This window comes from Natrialba aegyptia DSM 13077 (assembly GCF_000337535.1).
Taxonomy (GTDB): domain Archaea; phylum Halobacteriota; class Halobacteria; order Halobacteriales; family Natrialbaceae; genus Natrialba; species Natrialba aegyptia.
This window is the reverse complement of record NZ_AOIP01000012.1, coordinates 39295-65972: the sequence shown is the minus strand read 5'-3', so window position 1 is coordinate 65972 and position 26678 is coordinate 39295. Positions and strand designations below refer to the sequence as shown.

Sequence of the window (26678 nt, the reverse complement as noted above, 5' to 3'; positions counted from 1 at the left end):
GCTGACCGGCCGATAGCCGGTCCACCCTAGAAGCCTAGTCGATCGCTTCGGTCACTCGTGCCGTTCCGTTTCCGACGGATCGTCGAAGAACGTCTGCAACAGTTCGTGTTGGCCCTTTCGCAGGTGATTGTGCAGCGTCGGCGAGGAGATCCCCATCGCGTCCGCCACCTCCTCGGCCGTGCTCTCCCGGGGCCAATCGTAGTACCCCCCGAAGTACGCGGCTCGCAACGCTGCAACCTGTTTGTCAGTTAATCGATCCTCGAGTCCCTCCCTGAACTCGCGGGCCGTCTGAACGGCTCGCTCGGCCTCTCGCTTGCCGATCAGCGACGACTCCGGAAACACCGACTGTAGCCCCTCGAGAATCGTCCGCAGATCGGCTTCGGCCGCACACTCGGCCGTGATCGTCGTCGTTCCGTCGTCGGTAACCGCCTCGCGAACGGTCACGCCGTACTCGGTCAGCGTCCGCGTCGGCGAGGACCCCTCGACGACGACTTCGATGCGCCAGCCGTCCGGCTCGGTCTCCAGGAGACGACAGTCTTCGATTCCCGGATCGGCCGCCGCCAGGTCGAACACGTCGGCGGGCGGCGCGTCCGCGAGCCGGAGATAGTACAACTGCGTCGACTCCGAGATCGGCACCAGCGAATCGAGTTCGAACCGGCAGCCACACCGGCGGGAGGCCTCCACGAAGAACGAACTCGCGTCCTGGCAACGGATGTCGACCTCGACCACGCGATCCGAGAGCAGCAGGTTCCGCCGTCGAACGGCGGTGATCGCGTAGCCGGTCTGCCGACCGATCGTCGCGAGCCACCGTCGCTCGCTCTCCGTAAACGCGTCCTCGCGGGTCGTCCCGACGCCGAGCGTGCCGTAGGTCGTATCGCCGTAGGTCAGCGGGACGCCGGCGAGTTCAGTGCCGGCGAACTCCTCGACGGATCGATCGACGACCGTCGTCGCGATCGGCGTGTCGGTATCGGACCCCCCTGACTCCGTCGTCGCCTCGCTGTCAACCACGGCGCTGTCTCCGTCTCCGGTGCCTCTCCCCCACTCCGCCGGCACGAGCCGATCGATCATCCCCGCATCGACGCCGCTCGTCGTCCGCCACCCGTCGCTGTCGGCCGTCGCCGTCGTCCGATCGATCCAACTGAACTCGTAGGGCTGACCGTCCGCGAGCGCGCGACAGGCCGCCGCTTCCACTGCTTCGTGGTCGCTCGCATCGAGCAGTCCCCGCGTCACCGCCCGATACCGACGAGCAACCGCCGCCTGGCGCTCGAGGGCGGCACGCTCCGATCGAACCGCTTCGAGTTCGTCGTGATGGGTCGAAATGTCCCGGACGAAGACGGCGTAGCCGTCGTGTCGCCCCCGATCGTCCCGCAGCGGTGAAACGACTTCGGTCGCGCGAACGCGGGAGCCGTCCCGGTGAACGCGCCACCCTTCCTGTTCGATGCCGGACTCTTCCAGTGCAGTCGCGAGCGTCCGCTCTGGGACGCCGTCTTCGACCGCCTGGTCGGTGTAGAACGCGGAGACGTGCGTGCCGACGATCTCGCCGGCCCGATAGCCGAACAGGGCGGCGGCACTCCGATTCCACCGTTCGACGTACCCCTCCTCGTCCAGTCGGACGAGGGCGTAGCGGTCACTCGCGGCCAACAGTAGACGAACGACGCTGTCGTCGCTCATCGGCCGCCCGGAGCGGGCGTTCGACGCTCCGGGTCGCGGTGACGACGGGCGTTCGACGGCGTCGAACGCCTCGACGAGTTCGGAATCGGTCGGCGTCGGGAAGTAGGATTCGAGCGCCTCGAAGCTCCGCCAGCCGCCGGCGGCCTTGACGGCGCGCGGGTTGATATCGCGGTCGACGAGCGCTCGGTGCGCGAAGTATCGGCGCAGATCGCTCGAAGAAACGTCGGCGAGGGCCGGCTGATCGAACCGTTCGCTCGCCCGCGTTGCCACCTCGGCGACGAGCATCTGCAACCGCCGGGCCGTCACGTCGAAAATCCGGTCGTCGGCCCCCAGCCCGTTGCTCCGGGCGTACCGACGCGCCTCCTGCTCGACCCGCGTCGGGAGGTACGCAGTGTGGCCGGTCCCCTCCTGATCACCGACGGCGGGGACGCGAACCACGTATCGCGGCGGATCGATCCGCACCTGCTCGATGTCGCCGACCGTGAGCGCGGCGAGTTCGGCCGGGCGGAGACCGACTTCGCCACAGCAGCGCACGACGAGTCCCTCCCGGTAAGTTTCTGCGGCGTCGAGAATGAACTCGTACTGGCGGGGAGAGAGCGGGGCCGTGTCGGCTGCCTCCGCAGTCATGTTTCGCGCTTTCAGCTGAGAGGAATATAATTGTATCGGCTGTGATCGCCGTATTCGGCCGGTATCAGAAACGGGGAGGGGTTTAGCTCCGATTCTATTTCGCTGTATTTGAAATCGCGAAATTCAGGATCGATCTCGCTCGCTTTGGATTTCGCCGACGATTTCCGGGTTTCGAAGCGCGCTCGTATCGCCCAGTTCTTCGCCGTTGGCGATGTCCTCGAGGAGGCGGCGCATGATCTTGCCCGAACGCGTCTTCGGGAGTTCGGGCGTAAAGACGACCGCTTCGGGGGTTGCGATCGGACCGATTGCATCCTCAACACTTTCGAGAATTCGCTCGCGGAGGTCGTCACTGGGGTCGCCTGCGGCGGAGACGTACGCGTATATTTCGGTGCCGCGGCGATCGCTCGACCGGCCGACGACGGCCGTCTCGGCGACGCCGTCGACCTCGGCGATCGCGCTCTCGATCTCCATCGTGCTCAGGCGCTGGCTGGCGACGTTGATCACGTCGTCGACGCGCCCCAGGACGGTGACGTAGCCGTCGTCGTCGACGGTAGCGGTATCGCCGCTGAAGTAACACCAGTCGTCGGCGTCGGGGTCGGAAAACCGGTCCCAGTACTCGGCTCGATAGCGGTCGTCGCCGTCGTACAGCGTCCGCGCCATGGCGGGCCACGGACGGGGAATCGTGAGATAGCCCGCCTTCCCGGGATCGACCTCGTTGCCGTCTTCGTCGACGACTGCGACCTCGATCCCGGGTAGAGGCGGTCCCGCAGCACCGGGTTTCATCGGGTCGATACCCGGCAGCGTCGAGACCATGATCGCCCCGGTTTCGGTCTGCCACCAGGTGTCGACGATCGGACACTCCTCGTTGCCGATGTGCTCGTAGTACCAGCGCCAGGGCCGCGGACTGATCGGTTCGCCGACGCTCCCGAGGAGCCGTAGCGACGAGAGATCGTGACGGCCGGGGTACTCCGTCCCCCACTTCATGAACGCGCGAACCGCCGTCGGAGCGGTGTAGAAGATGTCGACCGCGTTCCGGTCGATGATTTCCCAGAGCCGATCCCGGTCGGGATAGTCCGGCGTCCCCTCGTACATCACCGTCGTCGTCCCGAGCGCGAGCGGCCCGTAGACGATGTAGGAGTGGCCCGTGATCCAGCCGATATCGGCCGCACACCAGTAGGTGTCCGCCGGTTGAATGTCGAGGACGGATCGAGCGGTCCAGGCGATCTGTGCGAGATAGCCGCCGGTCGAATGGACGACGCCCTTCGGATCGCCCGTCGTCCCCGACGTGTACATCAGGAACAGCATGTCCTCGGCGTCCCGCGAAACCGGCTCGACGCTCGCACCAGCGAACTCCGCACAGAGATCGTGATAGTCCCACTCGTCGTCGCCGAGGACGTGTGGAAGCTCCTCTCCCAGGCGGTCGACGACGACCGTCTCGACAGCCTGTTCGACCGCGAGTCGGGCGTTGTCCGCCTTGCTCTTCTGGTTGAACGCATCACCGCGGCGGTAGTAGCCGTCGCAGGTGACCAGGTATTCGCTGTCGGCCGCGTCCATTCGCGTCGCGAGCGCATCGGCCGAGAGCCCCGCGAAGACGACGCTGTGGGGTGCGCCGATCCGAGCGCAGGCGAGCATCGCGATCGGCAACTCCGGAATCATCGGCAGGTAGATCGTCACCACGTCGTCGGCCTCGACGCCCAGCTCTCGGAGCGCTGCGGCGAACTCGGTGACCGCGACGAAGAGGTCCTGGTAGGTGTACGTCTCGCGCTCGCCGCGCTTTCCCTCCCAGCGGATCGCGGCGTGGTTCTTCCGGCCGGCCTCGAGATGCCGGTCGATGCAGTTGTACGAGGCGTTGAGCTCGCCGCCGGTAAACCACTGGTAGAACGGCGCGCCGCTGTCATCAAGGACAGTGTCGTACGCCTCGTCCCACGAGAGCAGGTCGGCAGCCCGTTCCCAGCACGCGGGCCAGGCATCCTCGAACTGGGCGTCGAGAGGGTTATCGCCGGCCGCGTTCGTCACTGTGGCTTGCTCGACGAACGACGTGGGCGGGTCGTGTGGCGACCCGGTGGGCTCGGGACGGTTCCGTCCCCACCCGTTCCGATCGTCCATATGTCGTTCGGACCGAAGTCGGTCAACGGAATAAACGTTCCTCCGCCGGAAAGGCAGACGGCGACGCGACTAGTTCGACCGAACCGGTTCGGCATCGTCCTCGACGACGAGCACCGGGCGATCCGCAAAGCGAACGACGGCATCCACGGTACTCCCGAGCAGCGCCCGCTTGAGTTTCGAACTCCCGCGAGCGCCGATGACGACCGCGCCCACGTCGTGCTCCGTTGCGACCGCGAGAATCTCCTCGTGTGGCACGCCCGAGCGAATCTCCGTCTCGACCGGCACGCCCGCTGCAGTCGCTTCGTCCGCGAGTTCAGCGAGCGCGGATTCGGCCGCCGCGCGCCGTTTGCGCTCGCGTTCGTCGGGGTCGACGATGGCGTTGTCGTACTCGGTGCGCGATTCGAGCACGGCGAGACCGTACACGGCCGCATCCAGTTCGGTCGCAAGGGAGACGGCGTGATGGGTGGCAGTCGTTGCGGCGTCGCTGCCGTCCGTCGCGACGAGAAGTGAGTCGTACATACCGGCCCGTATGCGGTCCTCGGTGAAAGAGGTGAACCCGGATCCGGTATCGACAGCGCGTCCGGTGGTCAGTCCCGTTTCGGCATCGTCGAGAACCGGGCCGGTGTCTTCATGTCCGCGCGGTCTCCCGGTGACGGTGCGACCGTGGAGTATCGCGCGACGCCGCGCGAGGTCCGTTCGCCGGCCGAATCGGAACCGAGATCCGTACTGAGATCCGGATCGAGAAGGCCGTCATCGGTATCGTCATCAGCAGTCCCGTCGCCGTCGCTCTCGTCGCCCCCGTCCTCCCTATCATCGTCTCCCACACCGACATCGACGCCAGCCGCGGCGAGTCGCTCCTGTAATCCCTCGATATCCTCGCTAAACGACGTCAATCGCTCGCCCACCGCCGACCCGAGTTCGTCCTCGATGAACTCGAGTGCGTCGCTGTCGGTCTCGGTGTCAGCGTCGTCATCCGCCTCCGTGTCGTCAGCTGCAGCGGCTGCAGCGTCGCTCTCGGATGTGTCGTCACTCCGGTCGCCATCGCCGTCGGTGTCGCCGTCTGCATGAATCGCCGCCTGCAGTTCACCGACCGCGTCGTCCAGCGTCTCCTCATCCGAACGCTCGTCGAGCCGTGCGAGCCGCAACAGGCGCTCGAGATCCTCGACGTGCGCCGGGTCGCCGCGCGTGATCGCCTCCGGAAGCGTCTCCGGCTCTGTTCCGTCCGGCAGTGTCCCCAGACCGATCGCCTCGAGTAGCTCCCGCGGGTCGGTCGACGCGAGCAGGTCGCCGGCATCGGCCGCAGCCGCCGTCACCGTCGACTCACTCGGGGAATCGTCGCCGTCGACCAGCGACCCCGCCTGGGCATCGGCCGTCTCGAGTATCTCGGTCACCCGCGTCCGGAGGTCGTCGTCACTCATGATTCTCACCCGGTCTGTGTGGGGTACTGGGGTGCGAGCGTCGTGAACGTTTCCCGGCCAGTTCCGGGTTGGGGTTGGATTTCGCTCCGGCGTCCACGCACGCACCTCGGCGACTCCGGCATCGCCGCCGTTCTTCCGCCTCGATTACTCACTCGGAGTCGCTACTCTCCCCGTCGGTGTCGTCGCCACCGTCTCCACCGCCACCATCTTCCCCACCACCGCCAGAGTCACGTTCATCCGCGTCTCCATTCGCCCCGTCGCCCTCCTCGGCAGCCACCGTCTCGATAATCTCGTCCGTCATCTCCTCGCGGCTGAGGTTCGCCTTGACGCCGACTTCCTTGGCAACGGACTGGAGATCCTGATACGACATCACGCCCAGGAAATCCACCAACGTCTCCCGCCGAAGGTTCTCTAGATCCTCCGGTGCCTGCTCGAGTTCGGTATCGGCATCTCGGTCATCCGCATCAGCAGTCTCAGCCGCCTCGGCACCGCTCTCATCCTCACCGTCCGCCCCCTCCTCCTGCGTCTCCGTTTCTGAACTCGTCTCGAAAACGCCCTCGAGACTGGTTCCCTCGGTGACGTTCTGGGCGATGGACTCGACCGAGTCGCGCGCGTTGCTATCGTCGAGCGCCGTCACGAATCCGGTCCGAATCGCCGTGACGAGTTCAGCGAGGAGTTGTTTGAGTGTGAGGGTGTCGGCTGTCGGTTTTGTGCCTCCGTTCCCATCTCCGTTTTCCTCTTCCTCTTCACCTTCGCCGTCGGCCGCATCCGTCCCCGATTCGAACGCACTCGAAAGCGTGTCGTGGATTTCGCCACCGACGGAGGCACCGATGGTTCGTCCGAGTCGCTCGCCGAACTGGCGGCCGACGGAGGCACCGATTTCGCCGGCGTCGATTCCGTCCTCGATGGAGCCGCCGTCGATGAGGTCGGCGACATCGAGTTGGTCGGTGACTTCCTCGGCGACGAGTTCCTGCAGTCCGGTGTCCTCACTCACGGATCTCACCTCGATTCGTGGGGCAGGGCCGCTGGCGGCGTCGACGGTAGTTGTGTCGATGCTGCAGGGGCTGAGAGCAGGGATCGAGATGGGACTGGTGGGAGCGGTTAGTCATCCTCTGTGTCGGTGTCTTCGCCGTCGTCACTCTCGGTGTCACTGGTCTCGTCCGAGTCGTTTGTGTCGGTGTCCCCGTCTCCGTTTTCGTCGTTGTCCGAATCGCCGTTATCTCCATCAGTCTCCTCGTCATCGGTTTCCTCGTCGTCTCCGCTCTCTGCATTTCCGTCACTCTCCTCGGCGTCATCGGTGTCTTCAGCATCCGCAGTGTCGGACTCGCCTTCGACTGCTTGCTCTTCCGCCTCGTCCGTCTCCGAACCGCCTTCGTCTTCGTCCGCTTCCTCGTCTTCGCTTCGGCTCAGAATTTCCTCGAGTGAGAGTTCACCGATCGTCCGCCCGAGACTCGCACCGAGCTTGCGTCCGATAATCGCCCCAAGTAACGCGCCAAGCGCCTCTCCCAACGGTTTGTCGTCGTCGATCTCGTCCTCCCACTGCGTTCCCTCGAGTAGTTCATGAAGATCGATGTTTTCGGCGATCTTCTCGTAGTCGATTCGTTCCATTACCGAGTTCGAGTTCGAGTTCGCGTTCGCGTCCGTGTCCATGTTTGTGTCCGAATCCGACTCCGAATCTGACTCTGAATCCGTCTCAGTACTCATACTTAGGCCTCCGGCTGTGCGTCGGCGTTCGAAGACTCCTGTCCGCTCGATTCCTCACTAGCCGTCTCCGCCTGTTCGACCAGTTGCTTGATGACCTCGCGAACGACCGTCGCGATGAGTTCCTCGACCGGCAACCCGGGAAGCAACCCGACCGCCTTCTGTTTCGCCGTGTCTCCCGCCGACGAAAGCGAACTCGTGATCGGGGCGAGCGGCCCGGTATCCGACTCGGTATCGTCGCTTTCGCCGTCTTCCGCGTCGGAGTCATTGGTACCGTCTTCGGCCTCGGCGTCCTCGTCTTCACCCTCGGCTTCGGCTTCCGCTTCGTCGCCCTCGGGTTCCTGCTCGCCGCCTTGAGGCCGGCCGAGCAACGTCTTCACCTTTCCCAGCAGCGCCCCAGGGAGCGATTTGAGCCAGTCGAGCGCGGTACCCGGAGCAGATTTCAGCCAGGTTATCGGCTTTCCAAGCGCCGACTGCAACATGTTCACCGGCTTTTCGACCAGCGACGTGACCTTGTCCAACAGCGCCGCTGGACCGTCTAGCAGCCCGGTCACGCTCGAAAGCAGATTGCCGAGTAAGTTGTTCTCGCCCGGCCGGGCCGACACGTCGAGCGTGACCGGGTTCAGGTTGACCTCGAGCCCGAGCAAATCGAGAAACAGGCCGTCGAGATCCAGGTGGAGGACGCCGTTCGCCTCGTCACCCTCGTAGACGTCTTCGGCGTCCTCGACGTGGGCGCTGGTCGGCTCCTCGTCCTCACCTTTACCTTCGCTTTCGTCGCTCTCATCGCTCTCCGAACCGTCACCGCCAGCCTCGGATTCTTCACCGGCCTCCTCGTCCCCGTCTTCGGCCTCGTTCGGTTGCTCCTGATCCTCGTCGTCCGCCTCGCTCTCGTCGGCGGTGCTGTTCTCGTCCTCTCCCTCGTCGGTCTCGCTGCTCTCTTCGCCGCCATCGGTGACGAGCCATCGTCCGGTATTCGTCGTCTCGATCCCATCTCCGTTTCCGTTTCCGTTTTCGCCTCCGTCTCCAACTCTCTCCCGCACGCGCGCCTCATCGCTGCGGCCGACCTGTTTACTGGCGTCGCCGCTGTCTGTCCCATCTATCATTATCTGGAACAATACACGAGAAACAGCGCTGTGGTAATTGCCCTTGCGTGTGCACCCGTTTTGGCCGATCCGGGGAGTACTCTCCGCCACCGGTGTCGCGGTCGTGATAGTCGCCGCTGCGAACCGGTGACCGGAACCGCCGAGTTCAGCGCGGCAACGGCGGGACGAAACCGGCCGGCGAGTGCTGTACTCGCCTACTCGCGGGTGCCGGAGACGAACTCGAGGAACCGATCGAACGCGCCGCTCTCGGGATGGACGTGTGCGTAGGTGCCGAGCGAGTGGTACGCCATCAACCCGTCGTGGTCGCCGTCGATCCCCGACCCGCGGACCGTTTCGAAGGCGAAGCGCGCGTCCGAATCGACGGTCGCGCTCGAGTAGTGGAACTCGTGGCCCCGGATCGTCTCGCCAGCGCGGGCGGTCAGCGTGTCGTCGACGGCCGCGAGTTCGACGTGATCGAGCGACTGGTAGCGATCGTGCATGGTGACGTCCGCGGGTAGGATGCCGGCCATTTCGTGGGTCGTCCCGGTCCCGGATTCTCGCTCGGCATCGTCTTCGCCAGTCGTGGTCAGCGACTGACTCATCGCCATCAGGCCACCGCACTCGCCGAAGACCGGGAGTCCCTCGCTCGCCCGCGTCCCGAGTTCGGCGAGCGTCCCCGCGGATTCGAGTTCGGCAGCGTACAGTTCGGGGTAGCCGCCGGGGAGGTAGACGCCGTCGCAGTCCGGCACGGGATCGCCGGCGACGGGCGAGAACGTCACGAGTTCGGCGCGCTCGCGGAGGCGTTCGATCGTCGCGGGGTACCGAAAGCAAAACGCCCGATCGCTGGCCACGGCGACCGTCGTCTCGACGGGGTCCGGAGCAGCGCGCTCGCGATCGGGTGCGGACGGTTCGCGGGCGGCCGCGAGCAACCGGTCGGTCTCCAGGGTCTCGGCGGCCTCCCGGAGCGCCGCGCGCGGGAGCGCCGACTCCGACCCCATCTCGAGCCCGAGGTGCCGATCGGGAATTTCGAGGGCCTCGTTCGGCGGAATCCGCCCGAAGAACTCGAGGTCGTCCGGCAGCGCCTCCCGGATCCCTCGTTCGTGACGGCCGCCGTGTGCGCGCTGGGCGATGATTCCCGCCACGTCGACGTCGCGGCCGATTTCCGCGGCGTACTCTCGAAAGCCGAGCGCGGTCGCCGCCACGCTCTCCATGCCCGCCTTGGCGTCGACGACGAGAACGACCGGCAGATCGAGTTCAGCGGCGACCATCGCCGAACTCGAGGCGTCGCCGTCGTACAGCCCCATTACGCCCTCGACGACGCAGATGTCCGGTTGCGCCGTCGAGGTGGTGGCGGCTGCGGTGCCGGCGCGTGCGCCGTCGGCGGTCCCGGCGCGAGCGTAGTTCCGTTCGAGTCCGTCGGCCCCGCAGAGCCACAGGTCGAGCGTTCGCGAGGGGCGACCCGCGATCGCCTCGTGGTGGCTCGGATCGATGAAGTCCGGCCCCGCCTTCGCCGGCTGCACCTCGCGGCCCGCATCCGAGAGCGCCTGTATCGTCGCCAGCGTCGCGACCGTCTTGCCGACGCCGGAGCTGACGCCGCCGAGCACGATTCCCTTCATCGAACTCGTCTCCGGCCCCGGTCCCGGCTCCGTCCTCGGTTCCGTCTTGCACGGGTGCTGCTGTACGCCACGTTTCCGCTCGGTCGCGAACGACGGTCTGCCATTGTGGTTGTCTTCGCGCAACTTCACTTGAACTCGTCGGTGGGAGGGGCGATTCGACGGCGATCGGTCGCTCAAGCGACGTGGCACGCCGGTACCGCCGACGAACTTAACGGCCTGAATCGGTTACAAGGTTGTCCGGGTGCGACTATGACAGACGACCACGACAGCGAGACCGCAACCGAGACCGAGATCGGCGATCACCTGCGCGAGGCGCTTCGCCACCTCGATGCGGCCCAGGAGGGCGACCTTCGGAAGACGAACGCCGTCGCGCTCGAAGAGGTCTCGCGGACGATCACGTCGGTGTTGCGAGAGTACGAACAGGACGGCCACCCCGACCGTTCCGATGACGGCGTCGAGTAGCTGCATCCATCTGATTAGTGACAACAATCGGTACGGCGAAGCGCGAACATCAACACGTCTTTGAGCGCGCTCGCGCGTTATCCGGTGAGTTCACGATGACGGGGGAAGACACAGCAGGGGGGAACGCGGGCGCGGACGACATCGAGTACGGTATCGACGACCAGCCGCCGTTCGGCGAGTCGGCCGTGCTCGGCGTCCAGCACTATCTGACGATGGTCGGCGCGAACATCGCCGTGCCGCTGTTTCTGGCGGATGCAATGGGGATGCCGGATCCACTGTGGCCGCAGTTCATCGGGACCTTCTTCGTCGTCTCGGGAATCGCGACGCTCGCCCAGACGACGTTCGGCAACCGGTACCCGATCGTCCAGGGCGCGCCGTTCTCGATGCTCGCACCCGCGCTCGCCATTATCGGCGTCGTCACCGCCGGCGGCGCGGGCGGGGACTGGCAGGCCGCACTGGTGCAGTTACAGGGGGCGATCATCCTCGCCGCGGTCGTCCAGGTCGCGATGGGGTACTTCGGCCTGGTCGGGAAACTCCAGCGGTACCTCTCGCCGGTCGCCATCGCGCCCACCATCGCCCTGATCGGGCTGGCGCTGTTCGATGCCGACCAGATCACGTCGCCGGAGCAGAGTTGGTGGCTCCTCGGGCTCACGCTCGGACTCATCCTGCTGTTCTCGCAGTACCTCGATCTCAAACACCGGGCGTTCAGACTGTATCCGGTCATCCTGGCAATCGGCATCTCCTGGATCGTCGCCGCGGTGCTGTCGGCGACAGGCGTCCTCAGCAGCGGCCACCCCGGCTTCGTCCCGCTGGGCGATGTTACCAATACGTCGCTCATCCTGCCGATCCGGCCGTTCCAGTGGGGCTCCCCGGAGGTCACGACCGCGTTCGTCGTCGGCATGTTCGCCGGCGTGCTCGCTTCGATCGTCGAAAGCATCGGCGACTACTACGCCGTCGCGAACCTGACCGGTGCCGCCGCCCCCAGCGAAAAGCGAATCAACCACGGCATCGGTATGGAAGGTCTGATGAACGTCTTCTCGGGCATCATGGGCACCGGCGGCTCGACCTCTTACTCCGAGAACATCGGCGCGATCGGATTGACCGGCGTCGCCTCGCGCTACGTCGTCCAGTTCGGGGCGGTTATCATGCTGCTCGTCGGCTTTATCGGCTACTTCGGCCAGCTCATCGCGACCATTCCCGACCCCATCATCGGCGGCCTCTTCATCGCCATGTTCGCCCAGATCGTCGCCGTCGGCATCGGGAACCTCAAACACGTCGACCTCGACTCCTCGCGCAACGTCTTCATCGTCGGCTTCGCCCTCTTCGTCGGCCTCGCGATTCCGTCGTACATGGGCAACTTCGAGAGCACGCTCGCCTTCCGCGAGGCCGTCGGCCTCGCCGGCGCGATCGACCCGCTGCTCGGCGCTGACGCCATCGCCGGCACCGTCCTCGTCCCCGTCATCGAGGGGGCGGCCATCGCCGTCGTCGATACGATCTACATTATCGGCTCGACCGGCATGGCCATCGGCGGCCTCGCCGCGCTCGTCCTCGACAACACGATTCCGGGAACCCGTACCGAACGCGGCCTCGCTGAACTCGATCGGCTGACCGAGGACGAAACCGAGTTCAACACGTTCTGGGACCGCTGGATCGGCGGCACTGAGTCGCAGACCGAAGGCTGACGCTGTTCTCGCGTGTCGCGGCTTCTGCTCGTCTCCGTGTCGACCTGTGCGTTCGACCCGGTCCCGTCCCGTCGTTTCGACGGGCGGGAAATGATGGTGGTGGTGGCGGCGAGACTGGTATTGACGAGGCCGGTATTGGTACGGATACCACGGCCGGTCGTGATCATCGCCGTCCGGGCGGAGACCGTCTCTCGGCACGGACTCGGCTCGCGCCGAGTGCTGTGCAGTGATCACCACATGGTAGTAACGATTCTACATGTTCTCGATTCGTGAGACAACTTCTAATCCATATATACTGTGTCGTAGTCGGTAGTATCATGACAGATGACATATTTGGGGCGGATGAGGATAATCGTGACCGTGGTATCGCGCTCTTGAATCGACGGACGGCCGTACTCGGTGCTGCGGGGATCGCAAGCGGCGGGTTGTTCGGCTACCGAACGTTCTTTGCCACGGACGAGCCAGCGTTCGCGTTCAGTGACCTGCAACTCACCGGTGAGGGAATCACGATTGCCACCGTCGACGGCAACGTTGCGTCCGTGGCTATCGACGGCAGCCAGACCGAAATCGCGTTCGAATACATCAATTTCCAGGAGAGCCAGGTCGGGGACGGCGTCGACGAGTTCGACGTTACCCTCGGGCTCGCCTCCGCAGACCTCGGCGCGAGCGAAGAGACGATTTTCGAAACCACGATCGATGCTGGTGCCCTCCCGAGCGACGAGATCGTCTCCTCGTTAGACGGCGATTTGGGCGTCTCCAGCATCCTGATCGACGACCACAGCCAGATCGAACTCGGGGACTTCGAGCCCGCCGACGGCGTCGGCGAGTCGGCGACGACGACGTTGGAGTTCACGTTAGCGGTCGCCGCGACCAGCTATGACACCGTTTCCAGCGAGGCCACCGTGCAACTCGATGTCACGGTGACGACCATCGACGAGGACGACATCGAAATCGCGGTTGGGGGGCACATCGTCCTCGGCGGTGAAGCCGAGAACGCCCCGCAGACGACCGACTGAGCCGCCATCACAGGATAGCGAACCAGCGTTCGAAATAGAATGACCGACAACACGCCGCCGACGGAGTACGACATCTCTCGCCGAGCGGCGCTTCTCGGGCTGCTCGGGATCGGCGCGACCGGGAGCGTTGGACTCGGGTACGTGCTGCACAGCCGCGGGAGCGAGGACGACCCTGCCGTTACCGTCGACGCGACCGTCTCTCCTGCCGACGTCGTCGCCACCACGCACGGAGGCGACAGCGAGCCGATACGCATTCCCGGTGAGACGATCGAGCTGCGGATCGCCTACGAGCGGTTCAATCGCGTCGCACGAAACGAAAGCGAGTTCGACGTTACGATCGGCGTGAGACCGACGTTCGCCGACGAGAGCGAGCCGCTGGCCTCGGGCACGATCAACGTCGGCGCGACGCCCAGCGGCGTCATCTCCCGAACCCTTCGTTCGGACGGGTTCGACCGGAGCGGGATCGATCTCGCCGACCATTCAGCGGTTTCCGCGGACTACGCGGAGTTCGCGCCGACCGAGCGGTACGAGCGAGCAGAAACGACCGTCGAGATCGCGGTGACGGTCGAATCACAGACGTACGGAACGGTTGCCACGGCGACCGACACGATCACCGTGATCGTCTCGCGGGACGCCGGCTTTACCGTCGCCGCCGAGACGCTTTCCGAGCAGTTCGTCGTCGACGGTGACGCCGGCGGGATCGACGCGATGTACTTCGCGGGCGGCGAGTTGCCGATCACGATCACGTACGACGACGGTGCTGACATCGAGACCGGCACGGAAATCTCCGTCTCGCTCCTCGTCCGACCCGAGTTCGCTTCCGACTTCGAACCGATCGCCGCGGGAACGATCGCCATCGAACCGACGCCGTCCAGATCCGCGACGGGACACATTCACGACGGACCGATGGCACTCGCTGAACACACTGCGATCTCGTCGTCGTATGCGGCGTTTGAACCGACCGGGAACGCCCAGGCGGTCACCGCCCTCGACGTGATCGTTCGCGCTGAACTCGACGACCGGCGAGCCGAGACGACACAGCACTTCGTCGTCGTTGTGACGCCGACGCGAAAGATCGTGCAAACACCCGACAAGCCGTCGGCTCCGTCAGACCCGTCAGACCCGGACTCCCCGTCAAAGCCGCCCGCCACCCGTGGCGTGTCCGCCGGTGGAACGATCGCACTCGACGGGGCAGCAACGACCGAACCGGAGTAACGCGACATGAACTCGACCGACCGACAACCGACCGTGACCGAACCGCTCTCGCGCCGAACGGCGATGGCCGGACTCCTTGGGACGGCCCTCGGGTCCGCGTTCGGATACGATCAGTTTCTCCGCATCGAGGAACCAGCGTTCGCCGCTTCGATCGAGTTCGACGCTGCGGACGTGACGATCGAGACGAACTGCGGCATCGTCACCGAGGCCGTCGTCGCCGAGGAATCGACGATCACCGTCGACTACGCCAACGTTCCCGATAGCGTCCTCACCGACGGGTACCAGTTCCAGTTCACGCTCGAGGCCAATCCACACGTCGATGGCCGGGCCGATCGCGCGTTCGCCGGCTGGAGCGAGCCAAACGACCACGCGCCGGCCGATCTCGGTGCCGTCCTCGACGGAATGGACGGAGACGGGTCCGCGAGCGATCCGTACGTCATCACGACCGATCACGAACTCCAGGCGATCGCTGCAGCCCTCGATGCGCATTACGAACTCGGCAATAACATCAATGCGACGCAGACGGGAGCCTGGAACGATGGAAGCGGATTCGATCCGCTCACCGATACCGACGCGGACGAGGCGTTCGAGGGGACGCTTACGGGCAACGGCCACCGAATCTGCGGGCTCACGATCGACGGGGACGACGACGGCGTCGGCTTGATCGGCGTCAACGCGGGTACCGTCGACCACGTCGGCCTCATACACGGCGACGTTCAGGGTCCCAACGCCGTCGGCACCATCGCCGGGCTAAACATCGGGACGATCGACCGCTCGTACGCGCTCGATTGTGCCGTCCAGGGCACCGAACTCGTCGGCGGACTCGTCGGGGCGAACGTGCGGGAAGAAGGCGAAACCGAACAGGGCCACATCGATCGCTCGTACGCGGAATGTTCCGTCACCGGCGACCGATTCACCGGCGGGTTCGTCGGCCTGAACGTCGCCGATACCCGCGACGCCTACGCACGGGGCACCATCGACGGCGACGCCGTCGTCGGCGGGTTCGCGGGAGCGAACGCACTCGGCGAAGGCGAAGACGCGGGGCTGATCGGCTCGCTGCTCGAACTCGTTATCGGCGTCCTCGACGGATTATTGTCGCTCGTCGGCCTCGGCGGAGACGACATCGAGGAAACCGGGGTCATCAGCGATGCCTACGCCACCGTCGCCGTCCCGGACCACGACAACGCAGCCGGCTTCGTCGCCGTCAACGAGACCGACCGGACGTGTCTCCTGTTTCTGTGCATCGGCGGTGATCCCGGCGATCTCGAACGCACTTACTGGGACACAGATGCCTCCGGAACGGCCGTCGGTCTCATCGAAGCGGACGGCGACGAGGACCTCGATGGACTGTCGACGGGCGAACTGCAAGGCGCTGCGGCGAGCGCAAATACGGCCCTCGACTTCACGGACACCTGGACGACCGTCACGGACCCCGACGACTACCCGCACCTTCTCGATACCCCCATCCCCCACGACCGCGGAACCACCCCCTCCGGCGGGAGCACGACGTTCGAACCGCTTGTCGACGCCCACACCGTTCCCGCGACCGACCTCCTGGACCCCGCCGACCTCCCACACGGGACGCTCACGCCGTCGTTCACCGACCTGAACATCGACACCGTTTCGCTGTCCTCTCACTCAGCTATCGACTCTGATTTCACCCACCTCGAACCCACCGCCGACGCCGCACGGATCGACACCACGATCGAGTTCACACTCACCGTCGAACTCGGCACTGCGACCGAGACGATAGCGACGGCGACCGCGGGACCGGCGACGGCCACGCTCACCGTCGACGTCGACTAACAGACCAATGAAACGCGAACTACTCATCGCCGGCGGCGGATTCGTGCTCATCTGCGGACTGCTGTACGGGCTCTCGCTGGTCGTTGCGATTCACCACGTCCCGACGGGCAGCATGGAGCCGACGATCGAGCGGGATTCCCGGATCGTGGTCTCCGAGTGGGGATCGCACGAGGACCTCGAGAGCGGCGAGATAATCGTCTTTCACGCGGACGGCAACGAATCGAACCGACTCGTGGTGCATCGGGCCGTGACGTACGTTTCGGAAGGAGACGATTGGGTCGCTGCGCTCGAGGGGAACACGACCGACTCGCTCACCTGTGCCGAGGCGGTTCACTGCCCCGCGCCGAACGAGGGCTACATCACGAAAGGAGATTCCAACCCGTCGTACGACCAAGAAACCGGCCTCTCGCGCCCGGTCGAGCCGCAGTGGATCACGGGCACGTACTGGCGGTAGGCGACCGCTCCCCGTTGTAGCGCCGGGACGACAGTGCGTTCGAGCCAGTGTGTCGTCCGAACGCTCCCTGTTTCGTTTGCTCCTTACCGCCGTGCACTGAACTCGATCTACGGAGTTCAGTGCAACGGTCGAGGTTCGCGAGGCGTTCGAGAGCACCGCCTCGCGTTACAACAGCGTCGAGCCGCGAGTTCGGTTCGGATTCCGCGCTGCGGTTTCGAATGGTGGTGGTGCGGTGGTTGTGATGGCTGTGGACAGCTACCCATCACACGCTGCGTGGAATCCGATGTCCCGCCGCGACCCGCTCCGTTCGGCAGACCCGTTGGATGGGTCTGTCCGCGGCTGTTAGGACTCGTCGGGTCGCTCAGGACGCTCGGGACAATCAGCCCGATCCCCCTGCGCTACGTCGTCGGGAACCGGCGGCGCAACGCGACAGCCACACGGCCCCGCAACCGCGTCCGTCGGCCCGATCACCGTCGTTCGGGTGATCGGCTCCCCGCACCGCGGGCACGTTCTGAACTCGTGGTCGGTCTCGCGATCGGGATTTTCGTGTGCGTCACCGGGGTGTTCGTGCGTCTCGCCCGGATTCTTGTGCGCGTCGTCGTTTTCGTTCGGTTCGGTATCCGACTCATTGTCGTCACGCAGCCCCATTGTCACACCCCGAAATTCCGGCGAATTCGACGGATAGCGACGATGCTACGCGGACAGTTCGACTCATCAATCGTGCGGGATGTTTATATCCCGTGAGAATGTACGCAAACATGGCTTGTGAACCCCGGGAGGGTTTGGAAGCCACGTCTCGGGTGTATCAGCACCCGGGGCACTTTCGTACCCGGCGTCGTGGCTTCCGTTCTAATTGTTAACTGGTAGTGACTTATATCTACCGTTGGCTATCGGGAAGGAGTACTGAAATCACTCTCCAGCCACGAAATAGAACGCAACCGCAATCCCGATCCCCGTTCCAAGAGCAGGAATAATCTCTTCTTGCCACGGGTCTCCGACTGCAAAAACTCCGGTTGCTAACCCTACCGTAGTTCCGATGAGAAATCCAATGATCGCCTTTCGATATGGTGACTGCCAACGCGTGGTCATACTGACGAATACTTGTTATGGGTCTTGTTTAGACGAGGTAAGTCAGCCAGATTCCTTGCGCTGGTAACGCTACGAATCAGGCGTTCAGTAAGCCTACGTATGTGTCGGTGGGTCGCTCAGTCAGACTGCATCGCGTTCGGTTCTGATATGCTCAACGTACGTCTCCACGACGTTCTGGATGATCACTTCTCCTGCCTCGGTGGTTGCCTTCGTTGGATCACCAAGGACGCCGTTTTCGGTAATGGATTTGAACCCTTCACTTAGCAGACGCGCTGGCGAGATTTCGCCTTCGGGCCCGAGCTCGACGTTCTCCGTCCTGACGAGACCCTCGTCGATGGCCAGCACCATCGCCGTCTCGGCGGCCCCAGCGTGGATCACGTCCTGTTCGTACTCGATGCCGGCTTCGCCAAGCCCCTCGTTCAGCAATTGCATGTGTTCGTCAAGATCGGCAAGTGCAATCACCGTGGCTTCGAGTTCGCGGGCAATGTCGGGAGCCACGGTCTTGACCGGCCCGAAGTTACCGCCGTGGGTCGGGACGAGGACGATGTACTCGAAGCCATGTTCGTCGAGGGATCGGCAGTACGATCGGATCACGTCCATCAGCGTCTCGGGTGGAACAGTGATCGTGCCGGGGAACTCCATGTGATGGCCCGAGCATCCGGGGCGAATCGTGGGGGCGGCGAGGGCATCGCCCAGCTCTATCGAAATTCGGCGTGAAAGCTCGTCTCCATCTAGAGTATCCATATTCAACGGCAAATGTGGGCCGTGTTGTTCAATCGAACCGACAGCCACGATTGCTGTCCGTGTTCCGTTTTCGAGGGCGGATTCAACCTCTGGCCATACCATCTCCTCAAGGCATACTGTTTTGCGAGAAGACATGCATTTGCATCTATCTTGTCGGAACAAAGAACCTTGTGATGATATATCACCGATCCACACGGAAACTGCTAACCACAGCCTCTATACCGGCCGAAGTCAGGAAGCAAGTTCGACATTTCTTACAGCCGCTTTCAGCACGAGTTCACGGAATTGCCCGAACCACGTCCGTGCCCGGAACGTGTCGCTGTACCGCTGCTTGAGTGCGAAAAACACTGCCTCAACGTTTGAACGTTGGTGATAGGTGTCGTCGTCTTGGCGGGTGTTGTGCGCCATATTTAACGAGGAGAACTCTCGGTGTTTGGTCACTGGTCGAACGTCTGAACCCCGAAGCTCTTTGCGGAGATTGTCCCAGTCATACCTTTGTCAGCGGTAACGGTCTGTAGCCGGTTGAGGTTCCGGGTGAGTACCTGCCATCCAACGGGTGTCATGTGGCTGCTTCATCGAACAGTGAATATCCAACACGGTGCTGGTATCACAGTCACCCAACGCTGTCGTTTTTACCGATCTGAACGTGTAGTTAGTCCGATTTGTGTAATGGCAACTGGCCGAATGGCGGTCAAAGCCAGTAGCATTGATAGCCTGTACGCCACCGGTTTCGTGGAGGTCTGCGGAGAGTCGAAGGAGGGTTCAACAGCGTCTAAACAAGGCCGATAGTTTGTAACCTGCACACCCATAGGGAACTGGTTCGCAGTCGATAGGTGAAATAGTGTGATGATCATAGCATTCGTCAGCAAACCAGACGTGCACGATCCCTGATACCACCCCTCAATACCGCTTATTGCTCGACCTCCGAAACGTCGGAGCCATGACACCGGCGATCCCCCAACTCACCGCGTTTCTCGACCAGGCCGGCACCGACGGCTACCTGATCGACGCCGACGGGAACGACAGCCACCAGTACTACCTCTCCGGCTACCACATGCTCGACGAGTTCGTCACGCTCTACGCCGACGAGCGCGTCACCCTCCTCCTGCCAGGCCCCGAATGTAGCCAGGCCGAACGCGACAGCAACGGCGACGAAATCCGCTCCCGCGCCGAGTTCAGGAACGCGGCTGAACTCGAGGACATGGACCCGCGAAAAGCCAGAAAACGCGTGACCGTGGACTTCCTCCACGCCGCCGGTATCGACTCGGTGTCGGTCCCCGTCTCGTTCCCGGTCGGCACCGCCGATCTGTTGCGCGAGCACGGCATCGAAGTCGTGCCGGAGTACGAGTATGTCCTCGACGAGATCCGCGCCGTCAAGCGCGACCACGAGATCGACCACATCAGGGAGACACAGCGAGCGGCCGAAGACGGGATGGCCACCGCCGAGGACCTGCTCGAACGCGCGACCGTCGCGGACGGCGTCTTGCACCTCGACGGCGATCCCCTCACGAGCGAGCGGGTGCGCGACCGCATCGAACGCGCGGTCCTAAACCGAGGCTGCGGGCTGGATCAGTGCATCGTCGCGTCCGGACCCGCGGGGGCCCGCGCCCACGATCCCGGCACCGGACCGCTGCAAGCGAACGTCCCGATCATCATCGATATCTTCCCCCGACACAAGCGGACGCGGTACTTCGGGGACATGACCCGCACCGTCGTGAAGGGCACCCCCAGCGATCGCACCCGGGAGTGGTACGCCCTCGTTTCCGAGGCCTCCGAGGCAGCACTGGACACCATCCGGGCGGGCGTCACCGGCGAGACCGTCCACGCCGCCGTCTGCGACGTGTTCGAGTCAGCGGGCTACCCCACGGGTCGCACGGCGGACAACCCTGACAGCGGCTTCCCCCACGCGACCGGCCACGGCGTCGGCCTCGACGTTCACGAAGCGCCGCATCTCGCACAGCAAGCCGGTGAACTCGAGGCCGGCCACGTCGTCACGGTCGAACCCGGTCTGTACGAACAGGGAACCGGCGGCGTCCGCCTCGAAGATCTCGTCGTCGTCACCGACGATGGGCACGAGAACATGACCGACTATCCGAGGGACCTTCGCGTCGTCTAACGTGTACCCTGACGCTATTCTCTAAGCGGCGTTCGATAGTGTCCAGAAGAAACCAGGCTTCTCAATTATACATGGTCAAATCGCTCCTCGCGAGTTCTTCTCTGGGGTTAGTTTCCAGTATACTGGATGAGATAGTACATCGCAACCCCGAAAACCAGCCCGCCGACGATCCCCTGGCTAATTGCGTTCGTCCAGTTACCATCAGCAAATACCGTCTCAAAGACGCCTGCTACGACTATCCAGGTGATTATCATGGTGAGGATATACAGTAGCGGGTTGTCCAGGTCGATACTGCGTATGTTGTTCATGCCTCACGCTCCATACTCGGCAGTAAATGTTTTTCCGACCTTCATCGAAAAAGTCACACATATTTTTGAATAACACCTGAATTTGTGTGCGCTATTACACAGTATCGACACTGAATATCCCCATATTACCAACAACAATCGAACTGTCCATCGGAAAGCCGTGAGCGATCACGAACGGCCGCCAAAGAACTCCTCGAGAGAAGACGGCTATTACGATAAAAGTGATCGGTCCTGTCGGTAGTCGCTCAGGCCCGCGTACCGACCATCTCCGTGGTTGTCCGGCGACTCTTGGCCCACGAGCCGATCGCGCCACCCAGTACACCGGGGATGGCGTAGAACGCGAGCATGAGCAAGCCCAGGACGACCATGCTGAACATCGGGACGACGCCCGCAAACAGGAGCGTCGTAAACGCTGCGATGACTAACAGGATGAGCGATCCGAAGACGGTCGCGATACCGCCGTGGAGCGCACCGCTGCCTATTCTTCCACCGACGAGGTAGCCGGCGGTGAGGCCGCCGAGGATACCGATGGTTCCCCAATGTAAGACCGCGACCGAGGCATCAGATCCCGCGTAGATCATCCCGCTGATGAACCCGAGCACGAGGGTCACGACGAATCCAGTTATGACTGCTGACCAATTAATTCTCATAGTCGATTATTAGTATGCTGTCACTGGATATAAGCTTCACTTCACGTGAAATGGAGAGTACTGTTGCCATGAGTAGACAGGTAATTGCGGCGCGAGGCGAGCGAACGGAATCTCTCTAAAAACTGAGACGAACTCTTTACATAATCACAACAACACTAATTGTCGTTGGCGGCCTACTACGCTTCGGGGAGAATCACGGTAATGGTATCCAGTAAATACGCCTCCAAAAATGGAGGGGCCGGCCGGCAGAACAGATCGAATCACGGCGGGTACGAGCCATGAGTTTCCTGGAAGTCCTCCCGTTAGCCATCGTGATGATCGCGGGCCCGCAGATACTCTCCCCGATCTTCCTCGCCACGAGCGACCAGTGGCGGGCGAACTCGACGGCCTACGTTCTCGGCGCGTCCCTCTCTATCAGTCTCGTCGTCGGTATCGCGTACCTCTTCGGGAACAGTTTCGGTGCTAGCGGCGGTCTGTTAGGGGCGAGCGCAAAGCAACTGCTCTATGTTCTCGTCCTCGTTTTTCTTCTTTACGCGGCCGTGGATACCTACCGGAAACGGGACGTGTCGAAGCCGCCGGCGTGGATGGGAAAACTGACCAACGCGACGCCACAACTCTCGTTGAAACTGGGTTTTCTCCTCCTCGGCGTCTTTCCGACCGATATCGTCACCTCGGTTAGCGTTGGAACCTACCTCGCGGCAAACGACGATCCGGTCACGGATGCGACCGGGTTCGTCCTGCTCACGCTGTTTCTCTTGGCGGTTCCATCGCTCAGCGTGTTCCTTCTCGGAGAGCGAGCAGAAGCTGCGCTCCCGCAGGTCCGCAACTGGATGGACGAGAACTCGTGGGTTATCTCCGAAGCGGTGATTCTGCTCTTCGTCGTCCTGACGCTCCAGAACCTCTTCGGATAGGCCCCACAGTGGTCACAGATCGAGTGATCGACCGACGACCACGGCGCAATCGTCACGCCGACCACCCCCGATTTGCGAAGAGAATCGCATGATGTGATGGAGCCGCAACCCGTTTCCTGTTGGGATCATATTTCGACCACCCTTGACAGACCACCAATACCAGCGAAAGTTCCCCCACTATCGCCTCTACAGTCGAATTAGTATTAGTTGAGAATCGAGTCGTCTGCGAGTGGGCGCTACAGGATTTGAACCACGGTCGCAGCACAGCTGCTCCCTGATTCAAATCGTTCGCGGACATGATTTGTTTCTCACGTCCGTTCGTCGCAAAATCATGGGCGCTACAGGATTTGAACCCGTGACAGCTTGGTCCGAAGCCAAGTACTCTGTCCAGACTGAGCTAAGCGCCCGCACCCCTTCGTATCCGGTGGTTCCGTATAAGTCACTCGATTTTCACCGGTTCCGACAGGCCCCACCACACCCCGCCATTCCCACCCACTGAAAACCACCTCGAAGGTCTTGACCTGGGCCCACCAACCTACGGGTAATGACAGCCGAGTTCACCGCGGCCGACGATCACGGTCCGCCAAGTCCCGACGAATCTGAACCCGAACTCGAGTTCAGAACGGACGAGACGGGGGCGGTGACGGTGGTGCCGGTGGACGCGACCGCGCTCGAGCGGGAGGAGGCGTGGCTGACGGTTTCATCTGGCTTGTGTTGTGAGCTTGGGGCTTGGCGGTAGCGGGTCCGATATCGGTGTTGGTGCCGGTGTCGGTGTCGATACCGATACCGGTGCCGACACCGACGATGGCGATACTAATTATGACAGGCGCGCACGGGAGACACACGCCGGCTGCGCCCGCGGATCGTACCGTTTAACCGGTCGGCCTGAGCAGTATCGCCAATGACAGCGGGGGAGACGATCCGCGGGCTGGCCGAGTTGACGCGGCCGGTGAACGTGCTCGCCGCGAGCGTGTTGACCTTCATCGGCGCGTTCGTCGCCGGTGGTGTCACGGCCGAGACGCCGGAGACAGTGACAGCGGTCGCGGCGACGGGACTTGCAGTCGGTGCAGGAAACGCGATCAACGACTACTTCGATCGGGAGATCGACCGGATCAACCAGCCCGAGCGGGCGATTCCACGCGGTGCGGTGAGCCCGCGCGGCGCGCTCGCGTTCAGCCTCGTTCTCTTCGTCGCGGCCGTGGCGCTCGCCCTGACGCTCCCGCGATCTGCGGTTGCCATCGCAGGAATCAACCTGGTGGCGCTGGTGGCCTACACCGAGTTCTTCAAGGGATTGCCCGGGCTGGGGAACGCGCTGGTGGCCTACCTCGTCGGGAGCACGTTTCTGTTCGGCGCGGCGGCGGTCGGCGAGATCGGGCCGGCGGTCGTCCTCTGTGCGCTGGCGGCCATCGCGACGCTCACCCGCGAGATCATCAAAGACGTCGAGGACGTGGAGGGCGACCGCGAGGAGGGGTTGAACACGCTGCCGATCGCGATCGGCGAGCGCCGCGCGCTCTACGTCGCCGCGGGGCTGCTCGCGATCGGCGTCCTCGCGAGTCCGCTGCCCTACGTCCTCGGGCACTTCGAACTCGCGTATCTGCTCGTGGTGATACCGGCGAACGCGATCATGATCGTCGCGGCCTACGAGAGTTTCGAGGACCCGACCGCGGGTCAGTCCCACCTCAAGTACGGAACCTTTCTCGCCGCACTCGCGTTCATCGTCGGCCGTGCGGCGCTCGAACTCGAGTTCGGCTGGTTCTAACGAGATAACGAGACGAGAGGCGGACGCCGAGCGAAAAGACGAAGCCATTCAACTGTCCGGAACTCGTAACCTCGTGTATGCCACTCGAATCGGACGCTGCGCTCCGGGAAATCCTCGGACTGGAGACGATTGCGGTGGTCGGCTGTTCGCGAACGCCGGGCAAGGCGGCCCACGACGTGCCGGCGTATCTCCGGGACCACGGCTACGACGTGATTCCGGTCAACCCCTTCGCGGACGAGATTTTCGGCAGAAAAGCCCTCGATACGCTCGCGGACGTGGAAGACGAGATCGATATCGTCTGTCTGTTCCGGCCGAGCGAGGAAGTCGCCGGAGTCGTCGAGACGGCGCTCGAACGGACGGACGCCGACGTGATCTGGACCCAGCAGGGCATTCGAGACGACGAAGCGGCCGCCCGTGCCGAGGAGGCGGGCCGGCAGGTCGTACAGGATCGCTGTATGAAAGTCGAACACCGGCGGCTGCACGCCGAATCGTCGCGCGTTTGAACACCGAGGGGTACCACCGACAGAGACTTACATACCAGTAGACTACACAAGAGACGTACCTATGTGTGACCGGTCCGGGAACTGCTCGAACGACGGGGTCTGTCAGCTCGTCCTCCGAAACCGGACGACGGGCATGGATGTCGTCGAACACCACTGCAAGGCACATCTCGTCCTTCGGGTGTGGGAGGTCGAACGCGACGACGAACTCGAGGTTGTCGACGCGACGACGCTCCAGCAGTCATCCGCGGCGGATGAGCCCGTCGGTCAGGAACTCCACTCCTCGAACGAGCGGTAGATCCCCTTCGAGAGATAGCGTTCGCTCGAATCCGGAAACACAGTAACGACCGTGTCGTGTGTCGCGTCGAGTTCACCGTCGGCGATCTCCTGGGCGACGTGTTTGGCGGCGACGCTTGCGGCTCCGGCGCTCGAGCCGACCAAATGACCTTCCTCACGCGCGAGTCGCTCGAGTTCGTCGTGGGCGTCGCGGTCGGAGATCGGGTAGACGGCGTCGACGAGTTCGGGATCGAACAGTTCGTTGGTTTCGACGTTGTGGGTGCCGATGCCTTCGATTTTGTACTCGCCTTCCTCGCGGTCGTCGCCGAGGAGTTCGCCGTAGACGGAGCCCTCGGGTTCGACGGCACCGACGACGGTGTCCGGGTCCTGTTCTAACGCGTAGCGGGCGATGCCCATGAGCGTGCCCGCGGTGCCACAGCCGGCGACGACGGCACCGACCTCGCCGTCGAGGGCGTCGTAGATTTCGGGGCCGGTGGTGGCGTAGTGGGCTTCGGTGTTGAGCGGGTTCGAGAACTGCTGGGGGACGACGGCGTCGTCTAATTCGTCGGCCAATTCGTGGGCGCGGGCGATCGCGCCGTCCATGCCGTCCTCGGTCGGGGTGTTGATGACTTCCGCGCCGAGGGCGGCCATGAGTTGCTGTTTTTCGACGCTGAAACGTTCGGGGACGACGAAGATAGCGTCGAGGCCGAGTTGCTGGGCGGCGGTCGCAAAGCCGATACCCGTGTTCCCGGCGGTCGGTTCGATGATCGTGCCGCCTGCGGTGACGTCGCCGCGCTCGAGCATGCGTTCGAGCATGTAGCGGCCGATTCTGTCCTTGACGCTGGCACCTGGGTTGAACGACTCGAGTTTCGCGTAGATCCGGACGCCCTGCGGGCCGTCGCGGATGCGAACGAGCGGGGTTTGCCCGATCGTCTCGAGCACCGAGTCCAACGGTCGCTCGTGGGTCGTCATCGTGCTGGCAAATGTTGCCACTGTTGTTAGGTCTTCCCTTTGTGGTCGACCAGTCGTACTGCTCGTCTGGTGCGGACTTCGCAAGCGGTGAGACGTGCGGGGACGAGGACGGACGGGCGTTACTCGGCGGTTGTTTCGCTCGGCTCGGTATCAACGGTGTCCGTGGCCGTGTCGTCGGTCGCTGTGGACTCCTCGTCGTCGAGTTCAGCTTCGTCGATTGCGGCCTCGGCGAGGATTTGCTCGCCGTCGATGCCCTGCTCCTCGGCGATGGCGAGCAGCAGTTGGCGTTGTTCGGAGAGTTGGTGGTCGATGCGCTCGACCGTGTCGTGCGTGTCGTCGACCTCTCCTTCGAGGTTCGTGATGCGCTGTTGGAGCTTTTGTACCTGCTTGTACATCGCTTCGGCGCGGTCGGAGAGGCCTTGAATCTTCTTTGCGGTGCTGCCGAGTCCCATGTGTCAGTGATGCATCGGCTGGCTAATGGGCTTTTTCCTCCGACC

Annotated in this window: 26 protein-coding genes, 1 tRNA gene and 1 pseudogene; 12 read left to right on the top strand and 16 right to left on the bottom strand. The window is 63.5% G+C overall.

The window, feature by feature from the left end:
* Window positions 1-51: 51 nt before the first annotated feature.
* The 8 genes from C480_RS02695 to C480_RS02660 all read right to left on the bottom strand — a co-directional run bounded on the left by C480_RS02695 (window position 52) and on the right by C480_RS02660 (window position 10221).
* On the bottom strand, window positions 52-2298 hold the full coding sequence (locus tag C480_RS02695) for a bacterio-opsin activator domain-containing protein (RefSeq protein WP_006664083.1): 2247 nt from the start codon (window positions 2296-2298) through the stop codon (window positions 52-54).
* Window positions 2299-2421: 123 nt separating this feature from the next.
* Window positions 2422-4404, bottom strand: a complete 1983-nt coding sequence (gene acs / locus C480_RS02690) for an acetate--CoA ligase (RefSeq protein ID WP_006664082.1) — start codon at window positions 4402-4404, stop codon at window positions 2422-2424.
* 69 nt (window positions 4405-4473) lie between these two features.
* On the bottom strand, window positions 4474-4923 hold the full coding sequence (locus C480_RS02685) for a universal stress protein (RefSeq protein ID WP_006664081.1): 450 nt from the start codon (window positions 4921-4923) through the stop codon (window positions 4474-4476).
* Between the two features lie 68 nt (window positions 4924-4991).
* Window positions 4992-5822: a hypothetical protein gene (locus tag C480_RS02680; protein WP_006664080.1), complete on the bottom strand. Its 831-nt coding sequence runs from the start codon at window positions 5820-5822 to the stop codon at window positions 4992-4994.
* A 148-nt stretch (window positions 5823-5970) separates the two neighbouring features.
* Window positions 5971-6816: a hypothetical protein gene (locus C480_RS02675; protein ID WP_006664079.1), complete on the bottom strand. Its 846-nt coding sequence runs from the start codon at window positions 6814-6816 to the stop codon at window positions 5971-5973.
* Between the two features lie 107 nt (window positions 6817-6923).
* Complete coding sequence (locus tag C480_RS02670; protein WP_152424003.1) at window positions 6924-7526, bottom strand: hypothetical protein; 603 nt, start codon at window positions 7524-7526, stop codon at window positions 6924-6926.
* 2 nt (window positions 7527-7528) lie between these two features.
* Complete coding sequence (locus tag C480_RS02665) at window positions 7529-8626, bottom strand: hypothetical protein (protein WP_006664077.1); 1098 nt, start codon at window positions 8624-8626, stop codon at window positions 7529-7531.
* Window positions 8627-8820: 194 nt separating this feature from the next.
* Window positions 8821-10221, bottom strand: a complete 1401-nt coding sequence (locus C480_RS02660; RefSeq protein WP_006664076.1) for a cobyrinic acid a,c-diamide synthase — start codon at window positions 10219-10221, stop codon at window positions 8821-8823.
* A 249-nt stretch (window positions 10222-10470) separates the two neighbouring features.
* Here C480_RS02660 and C480_RS02655 point away from each other — a divergent pair, with 249 nt between their 5' ends.
* The 6 genes from C480_RS02655 to C480_RS02630 all read left to right on the top strand — a co-directional run bounded on the left by C480_RS02655 (window position 10471) and on the right by C480_RS02630 (window position 16856).
* On the top strand, window positions 10471-10683 hold the full coding sequence (locus C480_RS02655; protein ID WP_006664075.1) for a hypothetical protein: 213 nt from the start codon (window positions 10471-10473) through the stop codon (window positions 10681-10683).
* 95 nt (window positions 10684-10778) lie between these two features.
* A complete protein-coding gene (locus tag C480_RS02650) occupies window positions 10779-12365 on the top strand; it encodes a uracil-xanthine permease family protein (RefSeq protein ID WP_049903121.1) in 1587 nt (528 codons plus the stop codon).
* 317 nt (window positions 12366-12682) lie between these two features.
* Window positions 12683-13381, top strand: a complete 699-nt coding sequence (locus tag C480_RS02645; RefSeq protein ID WP_006664073.1) for a hypothetical protein — start codon at window positions 12683-12685, stop codon at window positions 13379-13381.
* Window positions 13382-13420: 39 nt separating this feature from the next.
* Window positions 13421-14596 carry a hypothetical protein gene (locus C480_RS02640; RefSeq protein WP_006664072.1) on the top strand — a complete coding sequence of 392 codons (1176 nt, stop codon included), beginning with the start codon at window positions 13421-13423 and terminating at the stop codon, window positions 14594-14596.
* A 6-nt stretch (window positions 14597-14602) separates the two neighbouring features.
* Window positions 14603-16402, top strand: coding sequence for an autotransporter outer membrane beta-barrel domain-containing protein (locus tag C480_RS02635; RefSeq protein WP_006664071.1), 1800 nt, complete (start codon window positions 14603-14605; stop codon window positions 16400-16402).
* A 7-nt stretch (window positions 16403-16409) separates the two neighbouring features.
* Window positions 16410-16856 carry a S26 family signal peptidase gene (locus tag C480_RS02630; protein ID WP_006664070.1) on the top strand — a complete coding sequence of 149 codons (447 nt, stop codon included), beginning with the start codon at window positions 16410-16412 and terminating at the stop codon, window positions 16854-16856.
* A gap of 342 nt (window positions 16857-17198) precedes the next feature.
* Here C480_RS02630 and C480_RS02625 read toward each other — a convergent pair whose 3' ends face one another.
* From C480_RS02625 to C480_RS24145, 3 genes and pseudogenes are all read right to left on the bottom strand, one after another.
* The gene (locus C480_RS02625; RefSeq protein ID WP_006664069.1) at window positions 17199-17504 is read right to left on the bottom strand and encodes a hypothetical protein; all 306 of its coding nucleotides are present in this window, start codon (window positions 17502-17504) and stop codon (window positions 17199-17201) included.
* Between the two features lie 561 nt (window positions 17505-18065).
* Complete coding sequence (locus C480_RS02620; protein ID WP_049903106.1) at window positions 18066-18824, bottom strand: creatininase family protein; 759 nt, start codon at window positions 18822-18824, stop codon at window positions 18066-18068.
* A 96-nt stretch (window positions 18825-18920) separates the two neighbouring features.
* Window positions 18921-19448: pseudogene (locus C480_RS24145) on the bottom strand (transposase); the annotation flags it as partial.
* 181 nt (window positions 19449-19629) lie between these two features.
* On the opposite strand from C480_RS24145, the gene C480_RS02610 reads away from it, so the two are divergent.
* Complete coding sequence (locus C480_RS02610; RefSeq protein WP_006664066.1) at window positions 19630-20805, top strand: M24 family metallopeptidase; 1176 nt, start codon at window positions 19630-19632, stop codon at window positions 20803-20805.
* A gap of 107 nt (window positions 20806-20912) precedes the next feature.
* On the opposite strand, the gene C480_RS02605 is transcribed toward C480_RS02610, so the two are convergent.
* Complete coding sequence (locus C480_RS02605) at window positions 20913-21113, bottom strand: hypothetical protein (RefSeq protein ID WP_006664065.1); 201 nt, start codon at window positions 21111-21113, stop codon at window positions 20913-20915.
* A gap of 245 nt (window positions 21114-21358) precedes the next feature.
* Window positions 21359-21763, bottom strand: coding sequence for a DUF5518 domain-containing protein (locus C480_RS02600; RefSeq protein ID WP_049903102.1), 405 nt, complete (start codon window positions 21761-21763; stop codon window positions 21359-21361).
* A gap of 278 nt (window positions 21764-22041) precedes the next feature.
* Between C480_RS02600 and C480_RS02595 the strand changes: the two genes are divergently transcribed.
* Window positions 22042-22674, top strand: coding sequence for a GAP family protein (locus C480_RS02595; RefSeq protein WP_006664063.1), 633 nt, complete (start codon window positions 22042-22044; stop codon window positions 22672-22674).
* Between the two features lie 332 nt (window positions 22675-23006).
* Here the strand turns inward: C480_RS02595 and C480_RS02590 are convergent.
* A tRNA-Arg gene (locus C480_RS02590) sits at window positions 23007-23081 on the bottom strand.
* A gap of 137 nt (window positions 23082-23218) precedes the next feature.
* Between C480_RS02590 and C480_RS02585 the strand changes: the two genes are divergently transcribed.
* The 4 genes from C480_RS02585 (at window position 23219) to C480_RS02570 (ending at window position 25231) form a co-directional block, all read left to right on the top strand.
* Window positions 23219-23413 (top strand): DUF7511 domain-containing protein, encoded by a 195-nt coding sequence (locus C480_RS02585; RefSeq protein ID WP_006664062.1) that lies wholly within the window; start codon window positions 23219-23221, stop codon window positions 23411-23413.
* 162 nt (window positions 23414-23575) lie between these two features.
* Window positions 23576-24433, top strand: a complete 858-nt coding sequence (locus tag C480_RS02580) for a geranylgeranylglycerol-phosphate geranylgeranyltransferase (RefSeq protein WP_006664061.1) — start codon at window positions 23576-23578, stop codon at window positions 24431-24433.
* Between the two features lie 77 nt (window positions 24434-24510).
* Window positions 24511-24936 carry a CoA-binding protein gene (locus C480_RS02575; protein WP_006664060.1) on the top strand — a complete coding sequence of 142 codons (426 nt, stop codon included), beginning with the start codon at window positions 24511-24513 and terminating at the stop codon, window positions 24934-24936.
* Window positions 24937-24997: 61 nt separating this feature from the next.
* Entirely contained in the window at window positions 24998-25231 is a 234-nt protein-coding gene (locus C480_RS02570) for a hypothetical protein (RefSeq protein WP_006664059.1), read from the top strand.
* Here C480_RS02570 and C480_RS02565 read toward each other — a convergent pair.
* A complete protein-coding gene (locus tag C480_RS02565) occupies window positions 25201-26181 on the bottom strand; it encodes a PLP-dependent cysteine synthase family protein (protein ID WP_006664058.1) in 981 nt (326 codons plus the stop codon). The two genes, C480_RS02570 and C480_RS02565, sit on opposite strands and share 31 nt — an antisense overlap.
* A gap of 119 nt (window positions 26182-26300) precedes the next feature.
* Window positions 26301-26633, bottom strand: coding sequence for a DUF5798 family protein (locus C480_RS02560; RefSeq protein WP_006664057.1), 333 nt, complete (start codon window positions 26631-26633; stop codon window positions 26301-26303).
* Window positions 26634-26678 lie beyond the last annotated feature (45 nt).